A 24662-nucleotide genomic window follows, 5' to 3' on the forward strand; every position below is an offset into this window, starting at 1 on the left:
ATGGGAGCATTCCTCGCCGCGCTGGGCGCAGTGCTGCTGTTCATCCTCCGGGTGATCGGCATTCTGCTGCTGGTGGTGCTGATCTTACTGGTGCTGTTGCTGCTGTGCCCCTTCTGCGCAGACCTGTGCTGGGAGCACGGCGTGCTCACCGTAAAGGCCGGTGCGCTGGGCATCACCTTCCCGGTGTTCCAGTACCCGAAGCCGGAGCCGCCGCCCGCACCGGAAAACCCGGAGCCGCCCAGGGGCTTTGGCAAGGTCAAGGCAAAGTTTGCCGCATGGCGGGCCGAGCGCAAGCGGAAAAAGGCAGAGGAGAAGGCCCGCAAAAAGGCCGCCGCCGCTGCTGCCAAGGCAAACAAGCCCGCCCAGCCGCGCAAAAAGGCAAAGATCACGCTGGAGATCCTCTGCACCATGCTCAAAGGTGCGGGCACTTTGACCAAGGCTGTGTTCGGTGCGCTGCGCATCACAAAAATACAGGTGCGCCTTGGTGTGCGCGGGGAGGACCCCGCCGCCGCTGCCCGCAGCTACGGCAAGCTGCAGGCGTGGCTGTACCCGGTGCTGGGCGTGCTGGACCGCTTTCTCTGGCTGCAGTTCGATGAGCTGCGCATCCTGCCGGACTTTGGCAGCGGGCAGCCCACCGTGGAGGACCGGGTGTCCTGCCGGGTGAGCGCACAGGCACTGTTCATCGTCCTTGCGGCGGTGCGGGTGCTGTACGAGTTCTGGCGCAAAAAAGTATTGGACATCTTCCTATAATGTGGTACACTATACGTGTATCCGGATCTGCAGACAACGGGCCTTTGCCCGAATCAAACCGATAAAGGAGAGCTGTTTTATGGCTGAGCATCCCATTCAGGGCCTGATGAACGTTACCATGGAGAAGATCCACCAGATGGTGGACTCCAACACCATCATTGGCAAGCCCATCATCACCGAGGACGGCACCACCATCCTGCCGGTTTCCAAGGTGAGCTTTGGCTTTGCCTCCGGCGGCACCGACTTTGACGGCAAGAACGCCGCCAACAAGGACCTGTTCGGCGGCGGCTCCGGTGCGGGTGTGAACATCCAGCCGGTGGCCTTCCTCGTGGTAAAGGACGGCTGCGTGCGCACCATCCAGCTGTCGGACAACGCCGACACCATCAACCGTGCCCTGACCATGCTGCCGGAGCTGGTGGACAAGGTTGCCGCCCTCATCAAGAAGGACGAAAAGAAGGAAGAGCCTGCTGCTCCTGCTGAGCAGTAAGGGAGGGGGCTTGGCACCGGACACTCCGTCCCGCCTGCGCTCGCCAGACCACCAGTGAAAGAAGCCCTCGCACTTCCCGACGGGCTTTTTTGTCGATTTTAGTCGCAGCCTGCACTTTAGACATGGCTTCGCGCATCTTGCCGGAGTATCCGGTGCCGATCCCGGCAGGACGGCAGGGAGTTTCTCCAGCGAATGTCCTGGGGGTGGGGCCCCGGCGCGCAAGCGTTGGGGCGGGACTGGAGTCCCGGGCTGTTCGCGGAGAAAGCTCCCTGCTGGCCTGCCAATCACCATCGCCGTAACTGTGAGCTTCCAACTCACAGTTTTGATACAGGCGCACCCGCACCCCAAAGCAGGGGAGAGGTGCGCGTTTTGAGCGCCGGGAGGCGCACAAGGAGTTTTATTATGGCAGAAGAACGTATTCAAAAGATCATGGCTGAACAGGGTCTGTGCTCCCGCCGTGCGGCCGAACAGATCATTGCCGAGGGCCGCGTGAAGGTCAACGGCCACCCCGTCAAGGTGGGCGACAAGATGGACCCCAACCGCGACGTGCTGCACGTGGACGACGAGCGCATCTATATCCGCAAGGATCAGCAGATGTACTATCTGGCCCTGTACAAGCCCCGCGGCTATGTGACCACCGCCAGCGACGAGCTGGGCCGCAAGACCGTGATGGAGCTGGTGAGCGATATCCCCGCCCGCCTGTACCCGGTGGGCCGTCTGGATAAGGACAGCGAGGGCCTGCTGCTCATGACCAACGACGGCGCGTTTGCGCAGGCCGTCACCCATCCGTCGGGCGGCATCTCCAAGCTGTACCGCGTCACCGTGCAGCCCCGCGCCGATGAAAGCCAGATCCTGAAGCTGAGCAGCGGCGTTGTGCTGGACGACGGCACCAAGACCATGCCCTGCGCCATCAACGTTGTTACCGACGAGCCGGGCCGCACCGTGATGGAAATGACCCTGAAAGAGGGCAAGAACCGCGAGATCCGCCGCATGTGCGAGACCGTGGGCCTTGAGGTGGTGCGCCTGAAGCGCAACGCCGAGGGCGTGGTGAAGCTGGGAATGCTCAAGCCCGGCACCTACCGTGAGCTGACCAAGGCGGAGGTCAACGGTCTGCGTGCCGCTGCCGCCAAGGGCCGCGCCCAGACCCGCAGCGCCGCAGTGCAGTCCAAGGCTGCCGAGCGCCGCCCCCGCGGCCCGGTGGGCAAGGGTACTGCCCCCAAAAAGCGGAAGTAAGCCTATATACCTATATAAACGAAAAGAAAGCACCTGTACAGCGGGTGCTTTCTTTATTGTAAAATGTTATTTTTTATGATATCATAAAGATGCCGCCCGAAAAGGCGGTGATTCGGTGCTGTCTGCAAGCGCAGGTGGTCATGCTTTCCTCCGGCAAGCGTTCGGGGGACGTAAAAGCTTATTGTTTGTTCCCCCGTTCGCAAACGCGGAAGGGGGGATGCATCATGGTGTTGAACGATGTTCTGCAGCTGTTCGTCATTGTTGGCGGTACAGTTGGGATTACATTTCAGATCGCATGGGCAATCTTCAAAGAGATCCATAACAATAAGAAATGACCGCCCCAGTCTCCAAACGGTGAGCGGTCATTCTTCTTATTGACCAATTAGCCGGAGGGAGCTGACCATTGCGGACAGCACCTTCTCTATTCGTAGTATAGTTTCTTTTTGCTGGTTTGTCAAGAGATGGTTCTCGGCTATTATGCAGGGCATTTTTATATAAGTGAATAACTGTCAGCTCTTCACCTTTCAGGTGAGAAAAATTGAAGTCCGCCGCAAATACACCGAAAACGGACGCATCTGCAACGAAAATTGCGGTACGGCCCTGCGGCAGGACGGGCTGTGCACGCGGGAAAGACAAAGAATACTTTTGACAACAAAAGTTCATCTCGCTGAAGCGCCCCTGTTCTTCGACCAAATTTGTGCTATAATACAAAAGCAACGCTTTGCCCGGCCCCGCAAAGGGCAGGGCAGAGCAGAACGGAAAACAAGGAGTTTGGAATCATGGAAAGAGAAAAACTGAAGTCCCGGCTGGGCTTCATTCTGCTTTCGGCGGGCTGTGCCATCGGCATTGGCAACGTGTGGAAGTTCCCTTATATTGCCGGTCAGGGCGGCGGCGGCGCGTTCGTGCTGTTCTACCTGATCTTCCTCATCATTCTGGGCCTGCCCATCATGACCATGGAGTTTGCGGTGGGCCGCGCTTCCCGCAAAAGCCCGGTGCGGGCCTATCAGGCACTGGAAAAGCCGGGACAGAAGTGGCACATCCACGGCTACCTCACCCTCATTGGCTGCTATCTGCTCATGATGTTCTACACCACCGTGGCAGGCTGGATGCTGCACTATTTCTACATGACCGCCACCGGTAAGCTGGCAGGCCTGAACGCCGATCAGGTGGCCGGCAAGTTTACCGAAATGCTGGCAGACCCCGGCGTGATGACCTTCTGGATGGTGTTCGTGGTGGCACTGGGCATCTTTGTGTGCGCCAAGGGCCTGCAGAACGGCCTTGAGCGCGTGACCAAGGTCATGATGATCGCCCTGCTGGTGATCATGGTGGTGCTGGCCGTCAACAGCCTGTTCATGCCCGGCGCAAAGGAAGGCCTGAGCTTCTTCCTCGTGCCCGACTTCGGGCGCATGAAAGAGGTGGGCGTGGTCAACACGCTGGTGTCCGCCATGAATCAGGCCTTCTTCACCCTGAGCCTTGGCATTGGCGCAATGTCCATCTTTGGCAGCTACATCGGCAAGGAGCACTCCCTGCTGGGCGAGTCCGCCCGCATCGTGGTGCTGGATACCTTCGTGGCCATCACCGCCGGTCTCATCATCTTCCCGGCCTGCTTCACCTACGGTGTGGACCAGACCAGCGGCCCCAGCCTGATCTTCATTACCCTGCCCAACATCTTTGCCAACATGGCCATGGGACGGTTGTGGGGCTCCCTGTTTTTCCTGTTCATGGCCTTTGCGGCGCTTTCCACCGTGCTGGCCGTGTTCGAGAACATCATCTGCTGCGGCATGGAGCTGACCGGCTGCAGCCGCAAGAAGTCCAGTCTGGTGAACTTCGTGCTCATCACTCTGCTTTCGCTGCCCTGCGTGCTGGGCTACAACGTGTGGGCATGGGACGGCTTTGCCGTGTTCGGCGGCGCTGTGCTGGATTTGGAGGACTTCCTCGTGAGCAACCTGTTCCTGCCGCTGGGCAGCTTGGTGTACCTGCTGTTCTGCGTTACCAAGTACGGCTGGGGCTGGGACAACTATAAAAAGGAAGTCAACACCGGCAAGGGCCTCAAGATGCACGACTGGATGCGCGGCTACCTGACCTGCGTGCTGCCGGTGATCGTGCTGTTCATCTTTGCCTTTGGCCTCTACGATAAATTTCTCTGATAGTTACTTTGGCCCCTCTTACTGCAAGAGGGGCCTTTTGCGGCAGAAAGGAACCTTCCATGCATATCCTGATCTGTGACGACGATGCGGCGTTCGGCGCGCGCATGGCAGAATATGTCACCGTCTACTTTACCGCCCGCAGCGTGCAGGTGCACACCGCCGTCTGCACCAGCGCAGCCGAGGTGCTTGCAACGCCGGGGCTGGAGCTGTATCAGCTGGCGTTTCTGGACGTGGACATGCCCGGTGCAAACGGCATGGTGCTGGGCCGTCAGCTCAAGCAGAAGTGCCCCGGCCTGATGCTGGTGTATGTTTCGGCCTATCTGGAATTTGCGCTGGAAGGCTACACGGTGAACGCCTACCGCTACCTGCTCAAGCGGGACATTGCGCGCACCCTGCCCAAGTGTCTGGACGACCTGCTTGCCGCCCTGACCGACCAGCGCAAGACTCTGACGGTGCACCACAACCGCACCGAAACGGAAATTCCGCTGGATCAGATCTATTATCTGGAAAGCGACCTGCGCCAGATCAACGTCTACGGCGACATTGCCCGCCGGCCCATCTGCACCTACTACGGCAAGATCGCCGACCTGCCGCCCATGCTCTACGAGAACGGCTTTTTGCAGGTGAGCCGCAGCGATGTGGTGAACATGAAATATGTGCGCAGCATCCGCAGCTACCGCGCCCTGCTGAAAAACGGGGTGGAGCTGAGCGTGAGCCGCGCAGGCTATGCGGCCATCCAGAACGCATATCTGGAATGGAAGGGGCAGTATGTGGATGAGTGATGCATTTGCGGAAATGATGCTGGGGCATCTGGTGTGTCTGGTCCAGGGGAACGCCTTTATTCTGGTGGAGTGGGCCTACCTTGGCAGGGGAAAATTGCGATGGCCGGTTCTATGGGCAGAGCTGCTGTGTATGGGGCAGCTGGGCCTGTCACTCGCAACAGGAATGTCATTTTTCAATGTGCAGAGCGTCCTGCTCAATGTGCTGTACCTTTTTGTTACGGCGCAGCTGTTTGGCGGAACCTTTGCCGATAAGCTCACCGCCTGCCTGATCAACGGCACCATGTGCCTGCTGGTGGAGAACACGGTCAACTATACCTACTCCTGGTTCACCGGAGTGCGCACCGGCGAAGCATGGCAGCACCCCGGCTGCCTGATCGCGCTGTGCGCCGCGAACCTTATCGTGGGTGCAGCAGTTGCGCATTCCCTGTACAGCTGGAACCAGAAGTGTGCTCTGCAGCCGCTGCAGGCGCTGGTGATGTCCTTTTTCCCCGGGGTGGCTGTGGTGCTGAACATCGTGCTGATGGTCACAGGGACCCAGCAGCCCGCTACCCGGATGACCATGCTGCTCACCTTTGGCATGAGCGTGGCGGTGCTGGTGCATATCGCCATCGTGCAGATGTTCAACGATCAGGTGGTGCAGCGGCAGAACTCCCGCTACCGTGCTCAGCTGGAACAGCAGCGTGCCGAAGCCCTGCTGGATTCCTACACGGAACAGCGCCGCCTGACCCACGAGTTCACCAACCACATGACAGCCCTTACTGCCCTGCTGGATCAGGGAGATCTGAAAGGCGCACAGGCCTACATTGCCAGCGTGAGCAAAACGGTGGCGGCGGGCACCACCATCATGGATACCCACAACCCGCTGCTGGATTCCATTCTGAGCAAAAAATACGAAGAGGCGGCAAAAGTTGGCGTGAATATTTACTTTGACCTGTGCGATCTCAAGCGGATGCCCTTCGACAGCATGGATATGGTCATCGTGCTCTCCAACCTTCTGGACAACGCCACCCGCGCCGCAGCGCAGGCCCTGCCGCCGGAGGTGCATGTGCGCATCCGCAAAACGCCGGAAGAATATCTGATCTCGGTGCGCAACCGCGTGCAGGAAGACCTGCTGCTGGAGGAGGGCAAGCTGCCCGGCACCACCAAAAAGGAGAGCGGCCACGGCATGGGCCTTGCCAACGTGCAGGACGTGCTGCGCAAGTACGGTGCCGAGTACACCGTGAGCTGCCGCGACCGGTGGTTCCGGTTTACCTGCGCCATCCCGTGCGCAGTTCATGACATGAGCACCGACAATTTATGACATGTTCTGTGCAACAGGCACGCAACAATGCTATACTAAGGCCAGTAAAGGTGACCTCCTGCCGGGGCAGGGCGGATTTGCGGCCAAAGGAAGACCTGGTGAAGCTTTGCCCCCCTGTGCAGTGATCCGGGCAGCGGTGCGTGTTAAGCTGCTCTGTTTTCCCTTTGCTCTTCGCTGTGCAGTCCTCATGCGCTGCGCAGCTCATCTGGCGGGGCTTTCAACGGCGAACTTTGGGGTTTGCTGCTGATAAAGTCACTCGGTACGTCGCATTTCTGTCCGGCAGGTGCTGCTTGTGGGAATGGAGCATCTGCCGCACAGGGCATTTGCGTCGGTGAGAGTTCCGTCAGATTTTTTATTGCAAAAAAAGAGCTGCTGTACGGCAAAATTGCCTGGTACAGCAGCTCTTTTTCTGTGTCGTTATTCCGGCTTTACCTGCAGCTCCTGCTCGCAGTAGATGCAGCGGTATTTGCCGTTGGAGCTCAGCTCAAAGATCTGGTCGCACTCTTCCTCAATGGAGGAGATGCAGCGGGGGTTGCGGCATTTTACAATGTTCACAAGGCGCTTGGGGGGCATCGGCTTTTCCTTGCGCACGGCCTTGCCGTTTTCAATGATGGTCACGCTGATGCCCGGGTCAAGGTAGGCCAGCACATCCAGGTTCAGCCAGGAAGCATCGCCCTCCACCTTGATGATGTCCTTGCGGCCGCTGGCGGTCTTGCTGCTGCGTGCATTCTGGATCAGCGCCACGCTGGCGGTGCGGTTGCCCGCAATGCCCAGCAGGTCCATCAGGCCAATGGCGGTGCCTGCCTTGATGTGGTCGATCACGATGCCGTTCTGAATTTCATCGATGTTCAGCATATCAGTTCTCCTCCTTAGGTGCCTTGGGGTCGCAAAGGCCCAGCAGGGTCATGATCAGTGCCATACGCACATACACGCCGTTCTGCACCTGCTCAAAGTAGGCGGCGCGGGGATCGTCGTCCACGTCCAGTGCGATCTCGTTGACGCGGGGCAGGGGATGCAGCACAGCCATATCCGGCTTTGCAAGGTCCATCTTTTCCTTGGTGAGGATGTAGCTGTTCTTCAGGCGGATGTAGTCCTCCTCGTTGAAGAAGCGCTCCTTCTGCACGCGGGTCATGTACAGGATGTCCAGCTCCGACATGGATTCCTCCAGACTGCGGGTCTCCTGATAGGGGATGCCGTTGGCCTCCAGCACGTCCTTTACGATGTAGTCCGGCACGCGCAGCTCTTCCGGGCTGATAAGCACGAACCGGATGTTCTTGCAGCGGGCCATGGTCTTGATGAGGGAGTGCACGGTGCGGCCGAATTTCAGGTCGCCGCACAGGCCGATGGTCAGGTCATCCAGCCGTCCCATGCGGCGGCGGATGGTCATGAGGTCCGTCAGGGTCTGGGTGGGGTGCTGGTGGCCGCCGTCGCCCGCGTTGATCACCGGGATGCGGGAGTAGCGGGAAGCGCGCAGCGGTGCGCCCTCTTTGGGGTGGCGCATGGCCACGATGTCCGCATAGCAGGACACCACGCGGATGGTGTCGGCAACGCTTTCGCCCTTGCTTGCGCTGGACACGTTCTCACTGGGAAAGCCCAGCACATGGCCGCCAAGGTTCAGCATGGCTGCCTCAAAGGAGAGGCGGGTGCGGGTGGAAGGCTCGTAGAACAGGGTAGCCAGCTTTTTATGCCGGGCCACCTCCTGATACGCGGCCGGGTCGTCATGGATGCGGTCGGCCAGGTCGAGCAGAGTGGAAATTTCCTGCTGGGTAAAATCCAACGGGTCGATCAGATGTCGCATGGGTGCATACCTCCGTCAGTTTTTTGGTTTAGAGCAGCTTGCGTAAAATGGAAAAATCAAAGAAGTTTGTGTAGTAGCTCAGCGAACGCATCACCGGGCGGCACAAACGATTGAAACACACTTCGTCCAGCAGCAGCATGGCCTCGCCCGGAGCAAGGCGCATGGCGGAGCGGATGGCATCGTCGCCGCAGCTTGCCTTCAGGTGGGCGACGTTGGAGGAGATCTGCTGGTGGCACTCCCGTTCCAGAATATCGAACACGCCGCCGGTCAGGTCGATGCGGGTGTAGTCTCTGGCACCGAACAGTGCTCTGGGCAGGTAGTCGATGGAATAGATCACCGGGGTGGTGTCGGCCAGAATGCGCTTTTTGATGCAGATCACGTCGTCGCCCGGCTCAATTTCCAGATCGCGGGCCAGCTCTTCACCGGCACGGATGGGAAATACCTGAATGCCGTCGGCGTGGGGGTAGCTGCCAAAGCTGCGGATCAGCGGATAGTATTCCAGCTTCTGGTCCAGCCGGCTGCGCAGGCTCAGCACAGCGCGGTTCACCACCGTGCCAATGCCGCGCACGCGCTCCACATAGCCTGCGCGCTCCATCTCGCTCAATGCATCGCGGATGACGGTGCGGCTCACGCCCAGCTCAGCGGCAAGATCTACCTCGGCGGGCAGACGGTCGGCCCGGGCATAGCGCCCGGTGCGCAGCTCTTCCAGCAGACTGGCAACGATGCGGTCGCTGATCACAGCACCGCCCAATCGGTTGGAAGAGGTAAGTGCAGATTCCTTCATGGTTCGGTTCCTCCGTTCACGGGCAGGGGATGCGCCCCGCCGGGACTTGAAGCCTGCGCCGCACGGCACCTTTGTGACCACGCCATACGCCGCAAACCCCTTTATACTTTATTATAACATAAATTGACATTTATAAAAGCGGCATTTATACTGGAAACAGCGAAAAAGTATGATTTTATTTTGGAGGGAAACGCAAGATGGAAGTTTTTCTGCACAAGATCTGCGGCCAGCCGGTGCAGCCGCCGGTGTCCATGCAGCTGCGCCGCTGCACGCCGGAGCAGGCCCCGGCGGTGTACGCCTTGCAAAACGAGGTGCGCGCCGCCATGCCGGACCCGGAGCAGTTCGTGCCGGACACGCTGGAAAACATCACAGCCTATGTCCGCAATGACCTGTGCATCGGCGCATGGCAGGGCAGCCGCCTTGGCGGGTATCTCATCGTGCGCTTCTGCGGGCGCAGCGCACACAACTATGCGGCCTTCATGGATGTGCCACGCACCGAGTGGGAGCACTGGGCCAATGCGGACAGCGCCATCGTCCACGCAGACTTTCGCGGCAACGGCCTGCAACGGCTCATGCTGGAAGCAGCGCTGCCGCTTTTCCCGAAAAAAAATCACCCACATCGGTGCTACCGTCAGCCCGCAGAACCAGTACAGCCTGCACAACGCCCTTGTGTCCGGTTTTGCCATCGTCTCCCGGCGGGAAATGTACGGCGGCCACGACCGCTACCTGCTGGCAAAGGAGCTGTAAAAAGTTGTAATTCGTCAAAAAGTATGTTAAACTAAAAACGCCACCCCGAAGGGTGGCGTTAAGGTGCTATCTGCAAGCGCAGGTGGTCATGCTTCCTGCCCGTTATCGCTGCTCTTTCTACATAGAACGAAGCAGAGGTTCCGGGAGTGGAACTTTTTTGCAAAATGAAACTTCCCGGAGCCTTGAAGGCGAAGGGAGGGATATCCGGTGACTCTGTTGGAAACCCTCGCACTGCTCACCTTCATTCTCACACTGTTGGGTCTGATCGTGGACGTGATCCGTCTGGCCGTTGAGGTCATGACAATGTTTTCCAAGCACAAAGCCGATGATAGCAAAAAAGACTGACCGCCCAGCTACCAACTCGTGCGGTCAATCTTTTCTTGACTAAACGGGCAAGGAGCTGACCATTGCGGACAGCGCCTTTTCTGTTTGTAGTATAGTGCTTTTTTCAGGGATTGTCAAGGGCGCAGGGCTTCTCTTTACGCCGCCTGTAGTGTCTGACCTCTCTGGCGCATCTTGTGCCGCACCACCAGCAGGCAGGCCAGATGCACGGCAGCCGTCAGCACCCAGCTGATGGGGTAGCTGATGTACAGCATGAACGGTGTGCGGTTCAGCTGGAAGATGGTGGCGATCCACACCAGCCGCAGCAGGCAGCTGCCCACAAGGCTCACCACCATGGGCAGCACGCTGTAGCCAAGGCCGCGCAGGCTGCTGGCCAGCGTATCCATGATGCCGCACAGCAGGTAGGTGCCGCAGATCACCCGCAGGCGCTCGTATCCGGCAGCGATCACCGCCGCATCCGAGGAGTAGAAGTGCAGCAGCTGGGTGCCTGCCAGCACCGCACCGCCGCCCAGCACCACGCCGGTCACGATGGCGCACAGCAGGCAGTTGAGGACAACGCGGTTCAGGTTCTGGTACTTGCGCGCGCCCATGTTCTGGCTGGTAAAGGTGACGGCAGCCTGCGAAAAGGCGTTCATGGCGGTATAGACGAAGCCCTCCAGATTGGCGGAAGCCGAACTGCCTGCCACCACCGTGGAACCAAAGGAGTTGATGGCCGACTGGATGACCACGTTGGACAGGCTGAACACGGTGCTCTGCAGACCGGCAGGCAGGCCGATGAGCAAAATCTGCTTCAGGGCACCCATGTGGAAGCCCAGATGATGCAGATCCAGATGCAGCGCGCCCTCCTCCTTCATCAGCATCCGCGTCACCATGCAGGCGGAAACGGTCTGGCTGATGATGGTAGCCAGCGCCACGCCTGCCACGCTCATGGAAAAGCCAATGACGAACACAAGGTTCAGCACCACGTTGATGATGCCGGCTGCTGCCAGACAGTACAGCGGGCGCTTGGTGTCGCCCACGGCGCGCAGCAGCGCACTGCTGAAGTTGTACAGCATGGTCATGGGCATCCCGATGAAATAAATTTTAAGGTACAGCGCAGAAAGGTCGATCACATCCTCCGGGCAGCTCATCAGCTCCAGCAGCCCCCGGGCTGCAAAGAACCCCACCACAGCCAGCAGCACGCCGCTGACAAAGCCCAGCGTCACCGAGGTCTGCACCGTGTCCTGCACGCCGCGGTCATCTTTTGCGCCAAAGCAGCGGGCCGCCACCACGTTTGCGCCCAGCGAAAGCCCTACGAACAGGTTCACCAGCAGGTTGATGAGGGAGCCGTTGGAGCCGACGGCGGCCAGCGCGGTGCTGCCCGCAAAGCGGCCCACGACCACTACGTCTGCAGCGTTGAACAGCAGCTGCAGAATGCTGGAAGCTGCCAGCGGGATGGAAAACAGGATGATCTTTTGCAGCATCGGGCCGCTGGTAAGGTCAGCGGAGCGGCTTGTCTGAGCCATGAGAAGAGTACCTCCTTTTTATCGTTTACGCGGAGAAGCTGTTTTCCGAAGCATTGCACACTGCTTAGGAGGACAGCATCTGAAATGTAAATTTTTCGTAAATAAAGGGAACCGAAGGCATATTATAACGCGCGGCGCAGAAAAATACAAGAGGCACCGCCGAAAAAATGCAAATTCCCGGCGGTGCCGCTTATAAAACGATCAAAAACATTTCTTGAAGCACGGCAGAAGAGTTTATTCTTCCTGCAAAGCGTCCCGGAACAAAACCCGCAGATAATCCCGCCCGCCGTAGAGGACGCGGTCAATATAAATATCGTTCCGAAAAGCATGATAAAAAATCAGATACTTTCCGCTGACGAGAAAGCGCTCATCCAAATAAAGTTCATGATCCAGCGGAGCTACGGAAGAAAGCAATGCACCGCTTTCCGGGAACAGCTTTAATTGTTCAGCAGCATCCATGATGCGGTTCAGAATGCGCTCTGCAGAAGGCAGATTTTGCAAGTCGAACGAGATATAATCCCAGATGTCGTCCAGGTCCTGACGGGAACGAGTTGTATAAATGAGGTTATTTTCCATTGGCTCTTGCGCGGAAATGCGCCCTCATTTCTTCCGGAGTGTAAAGCTTTTCCGTCTCACCAGAGCACCGTCCTTTTGCAATTTCATTCATAAGCCGGATGGTAGCCTGCGTTTTCTCATAATCTTCCATGTCCAGAATGGCATACTTTCCACGGCCATTTTTGGTAAGAAAAACCGGCGATCCTGCTTCCACATCGCGAAGGACTTCGTTGTAATTCCGCAGGTCAGAAATAGGTTTGATGTTCGGCATAAGATCAACTCCCTTCATCTGTAGTATAACAAATTCTGCTGTGAAATTCAACGTAAAATTTGCAGCTGATAAAAGTGAGATTCTACAAAAAAACCGCCGTCCTGTCGGGCAGCGGTCTTCTGATAAAATAAGCTTACGCTTCCACCGTCTTCCAGTGCTCCGGTGCGGCAAAATCGCTCGTCTCGCCGTCATCGGTGTACATCCGGCAGCGGGCGCTGCCATTTTCGTCCGGGCAGGCCCACAGGGTCAGGCTGGTATCGTCCAGCTGGGCGGTGCAGCTGGCGGGTCTTGCCACCGGCACCGCATGGCCCGGGCGGATGAACAGCAGCACTTCGTCCAATGCGCAGCGGACGTAGTGGTGCCCGGCGGGCAGAAGCTCGGTGTCGTAGTCGTCCACACTGCGGATGCGGTAGAGCTTCATTGCTTCCGGCAGGTAGACATGCCGTCCGCTGGCGTTCTGGGTGTAGACAGGCGCTACCATCACACCCTCGCCCAGCAGCAGCTGGTCCTGCACCTCGCGGGCATCCGGGTCAGCAGGGAAATCAAAGCCCAAGGGCCGGAAGTAACTGGTATTTTCCAATGCCGCCTTCATGAAGGTACTATAAAGGTAGGGCAGCAGGGCATACCGCAGCCGGAGCATCTTCCGCAGGGCAGGCAGCATATCCGCAAAGCGGTAGTATTCCTGCATCCGGGAGCCGTCGGTGGCGTGGTTGCGCATCAGCGGCGTGAACAGGCCGAACTCCAGCCAGCGCAGAGCCAGATCAGGCGTAGTATCGTAGGAAAAACCGCACAGGTCGGCACCGGCATAAAGAAAGCCGCACAGCTGCACGTTGGGCATCATCTGGATATTGGCCAGAAGCTGTGCCCATGTGGAAGCGTTGTCACCCAGCCAGATGCCGCCGTAGCGGTGGCTGCCGATGAAGCTGGAACGGCTGTAGAGCAGCGTGCGTCTGCCGGGCCGCAAGCGGGCAAAGGCTTCGCCTGCCGCACGGGTCATATTGCCGCCGTAGAGGTTGTGCACCCTGTCATGGCGCACCCGCTGGCCGTCCACATCGTGGTAGAAGCTGGCGTAGTCCTCCGGGGCGTTCATCAGGCCCAGCGCACCGCCTACCACCTTACCAAAGAATTCATCCTGCACGATGTTATCCTTCCGGCTCAGTTCGTCCATGCTCTCAAAGAAAGCCTTGAGCCGCTCGGGTGAGTAAAACAGCGCAGGCTCGTTCATATCGTTCCAGAAGCCCTCGATGCCGCAGTCGGTCAGTGCCTTGTACTGCCGGCCGAACCACTCCCGTACCTCCGGGCGCAGGAAGTCCGCAAAGTAAGCCTTGCCGGGCCACACCGCCGCCACAAAGGGGGTGCCGTCGGCTTTGGTGCAGAAGGAACCGTTTGCAAGGCCCTCGGCACAGACGGGGTTTTCCGGGTCGATGCGCACACCCGCATCGATGATGGGCACCAGCCGGATGCCCTGTGCTTTCAGTTCGGCGCTCAGGGCGGCAAGGTCCGGGAAGCGCTGCTTGTTTACGGTAAAATCCGCGTAGTCCTGCATGTAATCGATGTCCATGCAGATCATATCCAGCGGCAGATCGTTCTCTTTGTACTGGCGGGCCACCTCCCGCACGTCCTCAGCGGTCTTGTAGCCAAAGCGGCTCTGTGCCAGACCAAAGGCCCACTTGGGCGGGATATAGCTGCGGCCGATGAGCTGCCGGAACTGGCGGCTGATATCGTTCAGGTCGTCGCCGGTAATGATGTAAAGCTCATGATCCGGCTCTTCGGTGGCAAAGCGCAGGGCATCGTATTCGGTGTAGCCGATATCGTAGCGCACTTTGCCCGGGAAATCGATGAACACACCAAAGCATTCACGGCCCGCGCCGCCGTCAATGAGCAGAAAATTGTGCGCACCATAGTAGGAAAGCTTATCCTCGCTGTGGCGGGCTTCATCGGTGTTGTTGGTCACGTAGTGCCAGCCGCGCTTGTTGATGCCGCGGGGCATTTCGCCCAGACCGTACACGATGGCATCCGGAGCCATCCGGTAGGCCCAGCCGTCTTCTTCGGCTGTGAGGAAGGGCACCGGCCCGGCGGAAACTGGGATCTCCTGCACCACACTGTCGGTGGGCAGGGGCAGGCCAAAACGGAAACGCTGGATCATAGGGAACCTCCTTGTAGCATCCTTGCCCTCTCCGTCACGCCTTTTGGCGTGCCACCTCTCTCAAAGTGAGAGGTTTTGCCAAAGGCCCCATCTCCGAGGGGGCTGTCGAGCGAAAGCGAGACTGGGGGAGTGGACTTCTCATTTTCTTTATCTTACCCCGGGCCACGCTGCAAAACAAGAGACAAAACCGGCACTTTTTTGCCACAAAACCGGCAGAACGCAGCCAAAGCATAAAAATATCGGCGGCAGGCGGCGGATGCAATTGCAAATTCCGGCCCATACTGTTATACTGGAACTGCTACTTTGAATCGGAAAATGGAGGAAACCCATGTATCGCAATGGAATCAAGCGCCTGCTGGCGGTGGTGCTGTCGCTGTGCGGCATGATCTGCCTGTCCTGGCTTTTTCTCATTCTGGCCGTCGCCATCAAGCTGGACTCGCCCGGCCCGGTGTTCTTCAAACAGAAGCGTGTGGGCATTGGCAAAAAGCACTTTTACATTTTAAAGTTCCGCACCATGCGCATCGACACGCCCCACGATATGCCCACCCATCTGCTGCACGACCCGGACCAGTATATCACCCGCATGGGTCATTTCCTGCGCAAGACCAGTCTGGACGAGCTGCCCCAGCTGTGGAATATCTTTGTAGGTGATATGGCGGTCATCGGCCCGCGGCCTGCTTTGTGGAACCAGTATGATCTGCTGGCAGAGCGCGACAAGTACCATGCAAACGATGTGCGCCCGGGCCTGACCGGCTGGGCACAGATCCATGGCCGCGACGAGCTGGAAATTGCCGAGAAGGCCAAGCTGGACGGCTGGTATGTGGAGCATCTGAGCTTTGGGCTGGATGTGAAATGCTTCTTTGGCACCATTGCCGCGGTGCTTAAGCACGACGGCGTGGTGGAGGGCGGCACCGGCACTCTGCACGAAGAAACAGGCAAAGAGAACCATTAAACATAGCCGCCGCGTGCCGCAACCCGAATATTTTCAGCGGAAAAAGATTTTATGTTTGCAGTTCTGGAAAATCTGCGGATTTTCCAGAACTGTTTTTTCACGGAGGGGCTGTGACCAGAAACTGCATTTTTTGCTGATTTGTCCTGATTTGTGAAAAGGTGCTTGGAGCGGCCCGCAGGCCGCGACAAACACAAAATAAAAATAATTCTTCCGCAGAAGATGGCCAGAGCGCAGCGGAGGCCATTCTAAATCGCCATATCTCTTGATTTATCCCCGGAAAAGCGTATAATAAAACAGTACACAAGACGTCAAAGGAGGATTCCTGTATTATGGAACGCACCTATATCAACGAGGCTCAAAAGGCCATCGGCGGCACGGTCAAGGTGCAGGGCTTTATCGAGAACCTGCGCAACAGCAAGTATATGGCCTTTATCGTGCTGAAGGATATTACCGGCAAGCTGCAGATCACGGTGGAAAAGGAAGATCACCCCGATCTGGTGGATACCATCGATCAGCTCACCCCGGATTCCGTCATCACCGTCACCGGCAAGGTGGTGGAGAACGACTACGTCAAGATGGGCGGCGTGGAGATGATCCCCGAGAGCATCGAGATCGAGAGCATCGCCAACGCTCTGCCCATCGTCCGCAAGGAGATCGCAGCCACCAAGAAAAAGAAGGCTGTGGAGCGCTCCAGCATCGACCAGCGCATTGATTACCGCTGGATCGACCTGCGCACCGACGAGAACCAGCTCATGTTCAAGGCACAGAGCTGCTTTGTGAACGCCATGCGCAAGTTCCTGCTGGACCGTAACTTCATCGAGATCCACACCCCAAAGCTGATCGCTGCTGCCAGCGAGAGCGGCTCTGAGGTGTTCAAGGTGGACTACTTTGACCGCAACGCCTATCTGGCACAAAGCCCTCAGTTCTACAAGCAGATGGCCATGGCTGCAGGCTTTGAGCGCATCTTCGAGACCGGCCCTGTGTTCCGCGCCGAGAAGAGCTACACCAACAAGCACTCCACCGAGTTCTCCGGCTTCGATCTGGAGTTCAGCTACATCACTTCCTATAAAGACGTGATGAAGATGGAAGAAGAGCTGCTGACTGCCGGTCTGCAGGCCGTCAAGGACAACTACGGCGATCAGATCAAGGAGATGTTCGGGCAGGAAGTGATCGTTCCCACCACTCCGTTCCCGGTGGTCAAGCTGGCAGACCTGTACAAGGGTCTGGAAGAAGAGTTCGGCTACACCGTCGATGAGAGCGAGAAGGGCGACCTGACCACTGAGGCCGAGCGCCTGAGCTATGAGTGGGTGAAGAAGCATTACGGCCACGAGTTCCTCTTTATCACCGATTACTCTGCTGAGAAGCGTGCGTTCTACCACATGCGGGACGAGAACGGCGTGCCCCAGGGCTACGACCTGATCTGGCGTGGTGTTGAGATCACCACCGGTGCCCAGCGTGAGCACCGCTACGAGGTGCTGAAGAAACAGGCCGAGGAAAAGGGTCTGGCCGATGATGTCAAGTTCTATCTGGAGTTCTTCCAGTACGGCTGCCCGCCCCACGGCGGTTTCGGTCTGGGCATCGACCGCCTGACCATGCTGCTGTGCGGCCTGACCATCAAGGATGCCGAGTTCCTGTTCCGCGGCCCCAACCGTCTGACCCCGTAATTGTAAAAATGTTTGTAAAGGCTCCTGTGCCGCTGGCATGGGAGCCTTTTGTCATATCCGGCCTTTTCCCAACATACGATTACAACAAGCGGACCGGAATCCTGTCCGGTGCACAGCGCAAACGGGAAGGGGAGAGCAATTTGGCAAATCAGGAACAGAAGAGCATCTGCCGCGAGATCGGCGCACGCACCGGCGGAGATATCTACATTGGGGTGGTTGGCCCGGTGCGCAGCGGCAAATCCACCTTTATCAAGCGTTTCATGGAACAGCTGGTGCTGCCCGCCATCGGCCCGGCGGCTGCGCGGGAGCGTGCCCGGGACGAGCTGCCCCAGTCGGCAGCGGGCCGCACCATCATGACCACGGAACCAAAATTCATCCCGGAAGCAGCCGTGCCCCTGCAGTTGGAGGGCGGCGGCGAGTGCCGGGTGAGGCTCATCGACTGCGTGGGTTACATGGTGGAGGGGGCTATGGGCCACGAGGAGAACGACAAGCCCCGCATGGTCAAAAGCCCGTGGTTCGACCATGAGGTGCCCTTCGACCTTGCCGCCGAGACCGGCACCCGCAAGGTGATCTGCGAACATTCCACCATCGGCATCGTGGTCACCACCGACGGCTCTGTGAGCGACATCCCGCGGGAGGGCTATGCCAGAACCGAGAAGCGCATCGTGGAAGAACTGGATGCGCTGGGCAAGCCCTACATCATCCTGCTCAACAGCACCCACCCGGATGCGCCGGAGACGAAGCAGCTGGCCGAGGGCATGGCCCGGGACTACGACCACACCGTGCTGCCGGTGAGCTGCGTGGATCTGGACGCGGAGGCACTCGGCAGCATTCTGCGGCAGGTGCTGTACGAGTTCCCGGTGCAGGAGCTGGATTTTGCCCTGCCGCGCTGGGTCACGATGCTGGAAAACGGCCACTGGCTGCAAACGCAGGTGTACGATGCGGCCATGCAGCTGGCGGCAAAGGTCTCCCGCATGAAGGATGTGCCCTCCGGAACAGACGCACCTGCGCTGGAATGTGACGCGGTGCAGCGCTCGGCCATCAGCGGCATCGACCTTGCAAACGGCAGTGTGCGCATCACGGTGGAGCTGAAGCCGGAAATTTTCTATCAGGTGCTGAGCGAGCAGACCGGCCTTGCCATTGGCGACGAAGCGGGCCTGATGCCCTGCATCATGGAGCTGGCAAAGGCCAAACGGGAGTACGAGAAGGTGCGCAGCGCCCTTGAGCAGGTGGAAGCCACCGGCTATGGCATCGTGATGCCCACGGTCAGCGAGCTGAAACTGGAACAGCCCCAGATCGTGCGGCAGGGCACGAACTACGGCGTGCGGCTGGAAGCCTGCGCGCCCTCCATCCAGATGATGAAGGCCACCATCCACACCGAGATCAGCCCCATCGTGGGCACCGAAAAGCAGAGCGAGGACCTTGCCCGCAGCCTGCTGGCCGGCTTTGAGGACGACCCGGAAAAGCTGTGGGAGTCCAACATCTTTGGCAAGAGCCTGCACGAGCTGGTGAACGAAGGGCTGCAGAACAAGCTGCTGCACATGCCGCAGGAGGCCCGCACCCGCCTGCAGGAAACGCTGGAACGGGTCATCAATGAGGGCTGCACCGGGCTGATCTGCATTCTGATCTGACCGCTACAAAACAGAAGAGGGAAGCGCCGCGCAGGTGCCTCCCTCTTTATTTGTTCACTTTTCTTCTTCGGTCAGCTTATTGATGAGCATTTGGTAGATCTCGTTGCCCTTGAGGATGAACTGCTTTTTTACCAGCTCGGCGGTCAGCCGGTCCGGTGTGCCGAGATCCAGACAGAACAGCTCACTGTCCAGCCCTTTCACCGTGCAGCGGATGGTGCAGTGGCCGTCCTCTTTTTCGGTAATGCTGGCACTGTACTTGGCTTCCTTGCGGGCCCATGTCTGGCAGCGCAGCACAGCGGCCACAGCGCGCTCCCGCACACTGCGGGGCAGGTCGTAGGCAAGCTCCTGCGCCACTTTGCGGCCCTTCTCGGTAATGGTGTAGCTGCCCTTTGTCAGGGTGACGAGCTGCTGCCTGGTGATGTCGTCCAGACACGAGCCGATCTCGAAATAGTTCACCAGCGCTTCTTCCATCAGGGCGTTTTCGATTTCCTGCCGGGTAATGGGTCCGGCATTTTTGACCAGATAGCACAGCAGCAGCCGGATCTCGGTGCTGCTGGTCAACCCGCCGGGACGTACACCGGCAGTAAAAGCATCATTGGCGGCCATCGTTCCATACATCCCCCTTGCATTCCTTTTCTTTTATAGTATAAAGGCTTTCACGCCGGATTGCAAGCCGCAGCGGCAAAATCTGTCTCAATGCGCTTGGGGCTTTCCGGCGTGGAGTACACCCAGTGGTCCAGATGGCCCTCGGTGATGAAATACTTCAGCTCGAACCGGTGGCGCTGGCTCAGGGCGTGGTTTACGATCACCAGCTTGATCTTCATTTTTTCCGGCAGGATGTTCTTGATGTAGACGCTCACCGCCTGCCCGGGCACAAGGTCGGTGCAGCTCTCGGCAAGGCCCGCGAGGTTGGGCGCGATCTCGATAAAGGTGCCGTATTCCTCCACGCTGCGCACGATGCCCACCACGGTCTCGCCCACGGTGAACCCGGCCGCATTTTCCTCCCATGTGCCCAGCAGTTCCCGGATGGTCAGCACAAAGCGGCCCTGTACATCCCGGTTCTTGACGGCGCACAAGATCTGCTGGCCCACGCTCACCCGGTCGGCGGGGGAGGAGATGCGGCTCACCGACATGCAGTCGATGGGCAGCAGGGCACTGATGCCGCAGCCCACATCACAGAACGCGCCAAACGGCTCGATATGGGTCACGGTGCAGGGCAGGATATCGCCGGGCTGCAGGGTGTCCAGATAGTCGGCCTTGCACATCTGCTGCGCCAGCGCGCGGGAGAGCCGGTAGAAGGGCTGACCGTTCTCGTCGGTGTCCAGCGCTTCGATCACAAAGCAGGTGGGGCGGCCCACCCTCGTCAGCACCGCAATGTCCCGCACGGCGCCGTTTGCGGCACCATCGGCGCACTGGGCAAAGGGCATCACGGCCCTCACCCCGCCGATCTCGAACCGCAGCTGGCGCTGGGTATCAAAGGCCAGAGCAGTGGCCTGCAGGATCTCGCGGTTTGCCATGGCGGCGCGCAGTTCAGCGGGGGACAGGCGCGCAGCAGAACGGTAGTTGCCTTCGGTACGGTAAGCTTGCATCATCTTTCATTCCTCTTTCTCTGCTTTTTAGGCCGTGCTTGGAACGGCAGCGGCCTTTCTGTTAAAACTTATGCATCCGCATGGGCGGATATTTGCATTTTGTGCGGCTTTGCATTATACTATATCTGTATGCGCAGCAAACCGGCACGCCGGGCTTTGCGCACACACCGCCTGCTGTTTTGGGCAGGCAGAAGGGAGAAGCAGAGCTATGGACATTGCTGTAGGCGATACCATCCTCACCCGCAAAAAGCACCCCTGCGGAGCGTCCAGCTTCGAGGTACTGCGCGTCGGCATGGATTTTAAGATCCGGTGTACCGGCTGTGGGCGCGAGGTGATGCTGCCGCGTGCTAAAATTGAAAAGAACATCAAAAAGGTGGTAAAACCCGGGCAGGCCTAGCGCCCGGCGCAGCACGCATCCGGGACGGAAAGGCCCCGGAGCCGTTCGGCTGCACGAACATGAATCTGAGTTTGTAAGGAGAACTGCCGGAATTATGCCGAACATGTTTACCCAGATGGATGCTGTCTGCCACCGCTTTGAAGAGCTTTCCATCCGCCTGAACCAGCCGGATACCGCCGCAGATCCTGCGCTTTTCCGCAGGCTGATGCGGGAGTACCACGATGCAGAACCTGTGGTGCAGGCCTACCGCGCGTGGCAGACCGCACAGGATCATCTGGCACAGGCCAAAGCTCTGCTGGAAGAACCGGGCGCACTTGACCCGGACTTCAAGCAGATGATACAGCAGGAAATCAGCGAAAAAAGTCAAGATGTGGAAAAGCTGGAAAATAATCTCAAAATTCTGCTGCTGCCCAAGGATGTGAACGATGGCAAAAATGTCATTGTGGAGATCCGCGGCGGCGCAGGAGGGGAGGAAGCTGCCCTGTTTGCCCACAGCCTGCTGCGCATGTACACCATGTATGTGCAAAGCAGGGGCTGGCAGCTGGAAATGCTCAACCTCAACGAGACGGAGCTTGGCGGCGTGAAGGAAGCCATCTTTTCGGTGGACGGTGCCGGGGCCTACAACCGCCTCAAGTACGAGAGCGGTGTGCACCGTGTGCAGCGTGTGCCGGAGACCGAGACGCAGGGCCGCATCCACACCTCCACGGCCACGGTGGCTGTGATGCCGCAGGCCGAAGAGGTGGACTTTGCGCTGGACATGAAGGACCTGCGCATCGACACCTTCCGCTCCTCCGGCGCGGGCGGTCAGCACATCAACAAAACCTCCAGCGCCATCCGTGTGACACATCTCCCCACCGGCATGGTGGTAGAATGCCAGAACGAGCGCAGCCAGTTCCAGAACAAGGACAAGGCGCTGGAGATCCTGCGCAGCCGCCTGCTGGCCCAGAAGCAGAAACAGCAGCAGGATGCCATCAACGCCAGCCGTCAGGGGCAGGTGGGCACCGGCGACCGCAGCGAAAAGATCCGCACCTACAACTTCCCGCAGGACCGCTGCACCGACCACCGCATCGGCCTGACCGTGCACAATCTTTCCAAGATCATGGACGGCAATCTGGACGAGCTGATCGACGCACTGGCCACCCGCGAACAGGCCGAAAAGCTGCAAAAGCTCAACGAGCAGGGCTGAAATGTGGCTTTGAAAATAAAACGATATCCTGTCGATAAATGCTGAAAAGCACAAATACTTTACAGATAGAAAGAACGATGATCCGTATGGAAATGAAAACTGAAATTTTGCCCGCATCGGACGAAAAGAGCATTGAAAAAGCCGCTGCCCTGCTGCAGAACGGTGAGCTGGTGGCCCTGCCCACCGAGACGGTTTACGGCATTGCTGCCGATGCCCGCAACGGCGAGGCTGTGAAGAAGATCTTTGTGGCCAAGGGCCGCCCGCAGGACAATCCCCTGATCGTCCACGTCACCGGACCGGAAATGCTGCCCGGCCTTGTCAGCGAGGTGCCGGAGCGCGCCCAGCTGCTGATGGCTGCGTTCTGCCCCGGCCCGCTCACCATCATCATGCCCCGCGGCCCGGAGGTGGCAGCGGAGTGCTGTGCCGGTCTGGACACCGTGGGCATCCGGATGCCCAGCCACCCGGTGGCCCGCGCCGTCATTGAAAAGAGCGGCTGCGCCTTTGCTGCCCCCAGCGCCAATCTTTCCGGCAAGCCCAGCCCCACCAACGCGCAGGATGTGTTCACCGATATGGACGGCCGCCTGCCGCTGATTTTGGACGGCGGCGAGTGCGACGTGGGCGTAGAAAGCACTGTGGTGTCGGTGGTGGGCGAAAAGCCCACCCTGTTCCGTCCGGGCCACATCACGCTGGAAGACCTCGAGCGTGCCCTCGGCGAAGAGGTGGAAGTGTCCAAGGCCATCCTTGAAAAGCTGCCGGAGGGTGCTGTGGTGCGCAGCCCCGGCATGAAGTACAAGCACTACGCCCCCAAGGCGGATGTGACCTTGCTGGAAGGCACCTTTGAGCAGTTCAAAGCCTATGTGGATGCCCACGCCGAGCAGAATCCCAGCTGTCTGTGCTTTACCGGCGAGGCGGAAAAGCTGGGTGTGCCCTGCGTGGAGTATGGCCGCGAGGGCGACGGTGCCAATCAGGCAAAGCACATCTTCCGCTGCCTGCGTGCGCTGGATGAGCAGGGCGATGCCGTGGTCTACGCCCGCTGCCCGCAGAAGGACGGCCTTTCCATGGCGGTGTACAACCGCCTGATCCGCGCTGCGGCCTTCCGGGTGATCAAGCTATGATCGCGCTTGGCATCACGGGCCGCAGCGGCTGCGGCAAATCCACGGTCACGGCGGTGTTTTCGGCCCACGGTGTGCCGCTGGCCGATGCCGACCAGATCAGCCGCGAGATTTTACTGCCCGGCTCGCCGCTGCTGCCCCGGCTGGCTCAGCGGTTCGGCGCAGACATTTTAAAAGCAGACGGCACATTGGACCGCCGCCTGCTGGCTGACCGCGCCTTTGCCACCCCGGAAGGCAAGGCGGCGCTGGACAGCCTGACCCACCCGGAGATCGTGCGCCGCATCCGTGCGGCAAAGCAGGCAGCACAGGATGCCGGTGCACCGCTGTTCGTGCTGGATGGCGCGGTCATCGTGGGGACTGCGGCGCAGGCCGAGTGTGACCGCCTGTGCGTGGTCACGGCACCGTTTGAGACCAGTGTGGCCCGCATCGTGGCCCGGGACGGCATCTCGGCCGAGATGGCCGCCCGCCGCCTGAACGCCCAGACACCGGAAAGCACCCTCACCGCGCAGGCAGACTATGTGCTGCGCAACGATTCCAGCCTTGCACATCTGCAGGCTGCGGCAGAGCAGCTCTGCACAAAGCTTCTGGCAGAAGGAGGTGCGGGAAAAGAATTTTGAACAAACGATATAACGAACAAGATCCTGCACCGCAGTACGACCCGGAGACGGCCCGCATCCGCCGCGCTCTCCGCGCCCAGAAGGCACGCCGCCGCAAAAAAATGCGCAGCCGCAGGCTGTTCCTGCTGGGCATGGCACTGATCCTGCTGTTTGTGCTGGTGCCCAACTTGTGGGGCAGGGCAGAACGGCTTTTATACCCCCGCAAGTACGAAGTGCTGGTGGACCAGTGGGCGGAGACTTACGGCCTTGACCCGCTTCTGGTGGATGCCTTCATCCGCACCGAAAGCGGCTTTGACCCGCAGGCCACCTCCACTGTGGATGCCCGGGGTCTGATGCAGATGACCGAGGAGACCTTTATCTGGCTGCGCAGCAAGATCGCACCGGACGAAGGACTGCTCTTTGCAAATCTCTACGACCCGGAGACCAGCATCCGGTTCGGATGCTATTACCTGCACCTGTGCATGGAGCGCTACAACGGCGATGTTGCCACTGCCGCTGCCGCTTATCACAGCGGGTGGGGCACGGTAGATGCTCTTTTACAGATGGAAGAGCACTCCGCAGACGGCGAAACGCTGCAGGGCTTTCCCTATAACCAGATGAACCACTACGTAAAAAAGATCACTTCCTGCTATGCGCGGTATCAGCGTATCTATGCAGAAAGCTGAGA

25 protein-coding genes are annotated in these 24662 nt (G+C 59.0%); 16 read left to right on the forward strand and 9 right to left on the reverse strand.

Going from position 1 to position 24662, the window contains the following annotated elements:
* From ACGHP1_RS06515 to ACGHP1_RS06540, 6 genes are all read left to right on the forward strand, one after another.
* Nucleotides 1-750, forward strand: a complete 750-nt coding sequence (locus tag ACGHP1_RS06515; RefSeq protein WP_097801861.1) for a hypothetical protein — start codon at nucleotides 1-3, stop codon at nucleotides 748-750.
* 79 nt (nucleotides 751-829) lie between these two features.
* Complete coding sequence (gene ytfJ / locus ACGHP1_RS06520) at nucleotides 830-1237, forward strand: GerW family sporulation protein (protein ID WP_005941263.1); 408 nt, start codon at nucleotides 830-832, stop codon at nucleotides 1235-1237.
* 402 nt (nucleotides 1238-1639) lie between these two features.
* Entirely contained in the window at nucleotides 1640-2470 is an 831-nt protein-coding gene (locus tag ACGHP1_RS06525) for a pseudouridine synthase (protein ID WP_371287989.1), read from the forward strand.
* 779 nt (nucleotides 2471-3249) lie between these two features.
* On the forward strand, nucleotides 3250-4617 hold the full coding sequence (locus ACGHP1_RS06530; protein WP_349936082.1) for a sodium-dependent transporter: 1368 nt from the start codon (nucleotides 3250-3252) through the stop codon (nucleotides 4615-4617).
* Nucleotides 4618-4676: 59 nt separating this feature from the next.
* Nucleotides 4677-5399 (forward strand): LytTR family DNA-binding domain-containing protein, encoded by a 723-nt coding sequence (locus ACGHP1_RS06535; protein ID WP_005941248.1) that lies wholly within the window; start codon nucleotides 4677-4679, stop codon nucleotides 5397-5399.
* The gene (locus tag ACGHP1_RS06540) at nucleotides 5392-6699 is read left to right on the forward strand and encodes a sensor histidine kinase (protein ID WP_044953604.1); all 1308 of its coding nucleotides are present in this window, start codon (nucleotides 5392-5394) and stop codon (nucleotides 6697-6699) included. The genes ACGHP1_RS06535 and ACGHP1_RS06540 overlap by 8 nt, the downstream gene beginning before the upstream one ends.
* Before the next feature lie 417 nt (nucleotides 6700-7116).
* Here the strand turns inward: ACGHP1_RS06540 and ACGHP1_RS06545 are convergent, their stop codons facing one another.
* Genes ACGHP1_RS06545 through ACGHP1_RS06555 form a run of 3 tightly spaced genes read right to left on the reverse strand, consistent with a single transcriptional unit; the run spans nucleotide 7117 to nucleotide 9281 of the window.
* A complete protein-coding gene (locus ACGHP1_RS06545) occupies nucleotides 7117-7554 on the reverse strand; it encodes an aspartate carbamoyltransferase regulatory subunit (protein WP_005941235.1) in 438 nt (145 codons plus the stop codon).
* 1 nt (nucleotide 7555) lies between these two features.
* On the reverse strand, nucleotides 7556-8497 hold the full coding sequence (gene pyrB, locus ACGHP1_RS06550) for an aspartate carbamoyltransferase (protein ID WP_390508499.1): 942 nt from the start codon (nucleotides 8495-8497) through the stop codon (nucleotides 7556-7558).
* A gap of 28 nt (nucleotides 8498-8525) precedes the next feature.
* The gene (locus ACGHP1_RS06555; RefSeq protein ID WP_097777907.1) at nucleotides 8526-9281 is read right to left on the reverse strand and encodes a GntR family transcriptional regulator; all 756 of its coding nucleotides are present in this window, start codon (nucleotides 9279-9281) and stop codon (nucleotides 8526-8528) included.
* 197 nt (nucleotides 9282-9478) lie between these two features.
* On the opposite strand from ACGHP1_RS06555, the gene ACGHP1_RS06560 reads away from it, so the two are divergent.
* Together ACGHP1_RS06560 and ACGHP1_RS06565 are read left to right on the forward strand one after the other, a co-directional pair.
* Nucleotides 9479-10063, forward strand: coding sequence for a GNAT family N-acetyltransferase (locus ACGHP1_RS06560; protein WP_390508501.1), 585 nt, complete (start codon nucleotides 9479-9481; stop codon nucleotides 10061-10063).
* A gap of 172 nt (nucleotides 10064-10235) precedes the next feature.
* Nucleotides 10236-10373 (forward strand): hypothetical protein, encoded by a 138-nt coding sequence (locus ACGHP1_RS06565; RefSeq protein WP_154255424.1) that lies wholly within the window; start codon nucleotides 10236-10238, stop codon nucleotides 10371-10373.
* Nucleotides 10374-10507: 134 nt separating this feature from the next.
* Here the strand turns inward: ACGHP1_RS06565 and ACGHP1_RS06570 are convergent, their stop codons facing one another.
* From ACGHP1_RS06570 to ACGHP1_RS06585, 4 genes are all read right to left on the reverse strand, one after another.
* Nucleotides 10508-11875 carry an MATE family efflux transporter gene (locus ACGHP1_RS06570; protein WP_390508503.1) on the reverse strand — a complete coding sequence of 456 codons (1368 nt, stop codon included), beginning with the start codon at nucleotides 11873-11875 and terminating at the stop codon, nucleotides 10508-10510.
* Nucleotides 11876-12109: 234 nt separating this feature from the next.
* Nucleotides 12110-12451: a type II toxin-antitoxin system RelE/ParE family toxin gene (locus ACGHP1_RS06575; protein ID WP_097774896.1), complete on the reverse strand. Its 342-nt coding sequence runs from the start codon at nucleotides 12449-12451 to the stop codon at nucleotides 12110-12112.
* The gene (locus ACGHP1_RS06580; protein ID WP_097774897.1) at nucleotides 12441-12701 is read right to left on the reverse strand and encodes a type II toxin-antitoxin system prevent-host-death family antitoxin; all 261 of its coding nucleotides are present in this window, start codon (nucleotides 12699-12701) and stop codon (nucleotides 12441-12443) included. Before ACGHP1_RS06580 ends, ACGHP1_RS06575 begins: the two co-directional genes overlap by 11 nt.
* A 133-nt stretch (nucleotides 12702-12834) precedes the next feature.
* Nucleotides 12835-14847 (reverse strand): TIM-barrel domain-containing protein, encoded by a 2013-nt coding sequence (locus ACGHP1_RS06585; protein ID WP_390508507.1) that lies wholly within the window; start codon nucleotides 14845-14847, stop codon nucleotides 12835-12837.
* 328 nt (nucleotides 14848-15175) lie between these two features.
* Here ACGHP1_RS06585 and ACGHP1_RS06590 point away from each other — a divergent pair, with 328 nt between their 5' ends.
* From ACGHP1_RS06590 to spoIVA, 3 genes are all read left to right on the forward strand, one after another.
* Entirely contained in the window at nucleotides 15176-15799 is a 624-nt protein-coding gene (locus ACGHP1_RS06590; protein WP_005941208.1) for a sugar transferase, read from the forward strand.
* Between the two features lie 329 nt (nucleotides 15800-16128).
* The gene (aspS, locus tag ACGHP1_RS06595; protein WP_005941202.1) at nucleotides 16129-17463 is read left to right on the forward strand and encodes an aspartate--tRNA(Asn) ligase; all 1335 of its coding nucleotides are present in this window, start codon (nucleotides 16129-16131) and stop codon (nucleotides 17461-17463) included.
* A 140-nt stretch (nucleotides 17464-17603) separates the two neighbouring features.
* On the forward strand, nucleotides 17604-19094 hold the full coding sequence (spoIVA, locus tag ACGHP1_RS06600; protein ID WP_044953602.1) for a stage IV sporulation protein A: 1491 nt from the start codon (nucleotides 17604-17606) through the stop codon (nucleotides 19092-19094).
* Between the two features lie 54 nt (nucleotides 19095-19148).
* On the opposite strand, the gene ACGHP1_RS06605 is transcribed toward spoIVA, so the two are convergent.
* Nucleotides 19149-19700: a DUF4364 family protein gene (locus ACGHP1_RS06605; RefSeq protein ID WP_118527808.1), complete on the reverse strand. Its 552-nt coding sequence runs from the start codon at nucleotides 19698-19700 to the stop codon at nucleotides 19149-19151.
* Nucleotides 19701-19750: 50 nt separating this feature from the next.
* Nucleotides 19751-20686 carry a S1 RNA-binding domain-containing protein gene (locus tag ACGHP1_RS06610; protein ID WP_390508511.1) on the reverse strand — a complete coding sequence of 312 codons (936 nt, stop codon included), beginning with the start codon at nucleotides 20684-20686 and terminating at the stop codon, nucleotides 19751-19753.
* A 205-nt stretch (nucleotides 20687-20891) separates the two neighbouring features.
* Here ACGHP1_RS06610 and ACGHP1_RS06615 point away from each other — a divergent pair, with 205 nt between their 5' ends.
* The 5 genes from ACGHP1_RS06615 to ACGHP1_RS06635 all read left to right on the forward strand — a co-directional run bounded on the left by ACGHP1_RS06615 (nucleotide 20892) and on the right by ACGHP1_RS06635 (nucleotide 24660).
* On the forward strand, nucleotides 20892-21080 hold the full coding sequence (locus ACGHP1_RS06615; RefSeq protein ID WP_005941184.1) for a DUF951 domain-containing protein: 189 nt from the start codon (nucleotides 20892-20894) through the stop codon (nucleotides 21078-21080).
* Between the two features lie 94 nt (nucleotides 21081-21174).
* On the forward strand, nucleotides 21175-22266 hold the full coding sequence (gene prfA / locus ACGHP1_RS06620) for a peptide chain release factor 1 (protein WP_097774901.1): 1092 nt from the start codon (nucleotides 21175-21177) through the stop codon (nucleotides 22264-22266).
* A gap of 86 nt (nucleotides 22267-22352) precedes the next feature.
* Nucleotides 22353-23381 carry an L-threonylcarbamoyladenylate synthase gene (locus tag ACGHP1_RS06625; RefSeq protein WP_097782081.1) on the forward strand — a complete coding sequence of 343 codons (1029 nt, stop codon included), beginning with the start codon at nucleotides 22353-22355 and terminating at the stop codon, nucleotides 23379-23381.
* Entirely contained in the window at nucleotides 23378-23995 is a 618-nt protein-coding gene (coaE, locus tag ACGHP1_RS06630; RefSeq protein ID WP_097774903.1) for a dephospho-CoA kinase, read from the forward strand. Before ACGHP1_RS06625 ends, coaE begins: the two co-directional genes overlap by 4 nt.
* The gene (locus ACGHP1_RS06635; protein ID WP_097774904.1) at nucleotides 23992-24660 is read left to right on the forward strand and encodes a lytic transglycosylase domain-containing protein; all 669 of its coding nucleotides are present in this window, start codon (nucleotides 23992-23994) and stop codon (nucleotides 24658-24660) included. Before coaE ends, ACGHP1_RS06635 begins: the two co-directional genes overlap by 4 nt.
* The last annotated feature ends 2 nt before the right edge of the window (nucleotides 24661-24662 follow it).

Origin of the sequence: Faecalibacterium sp. i21-0019-B1 (assembly GCF_042852915.1) — a bacterium.
GTDB lineage: Bacteria > Bacillota > Clostridia > Oscillospirales > Ruminococcaceae > Faecalibacterium > Faecalibacterium taiwanense.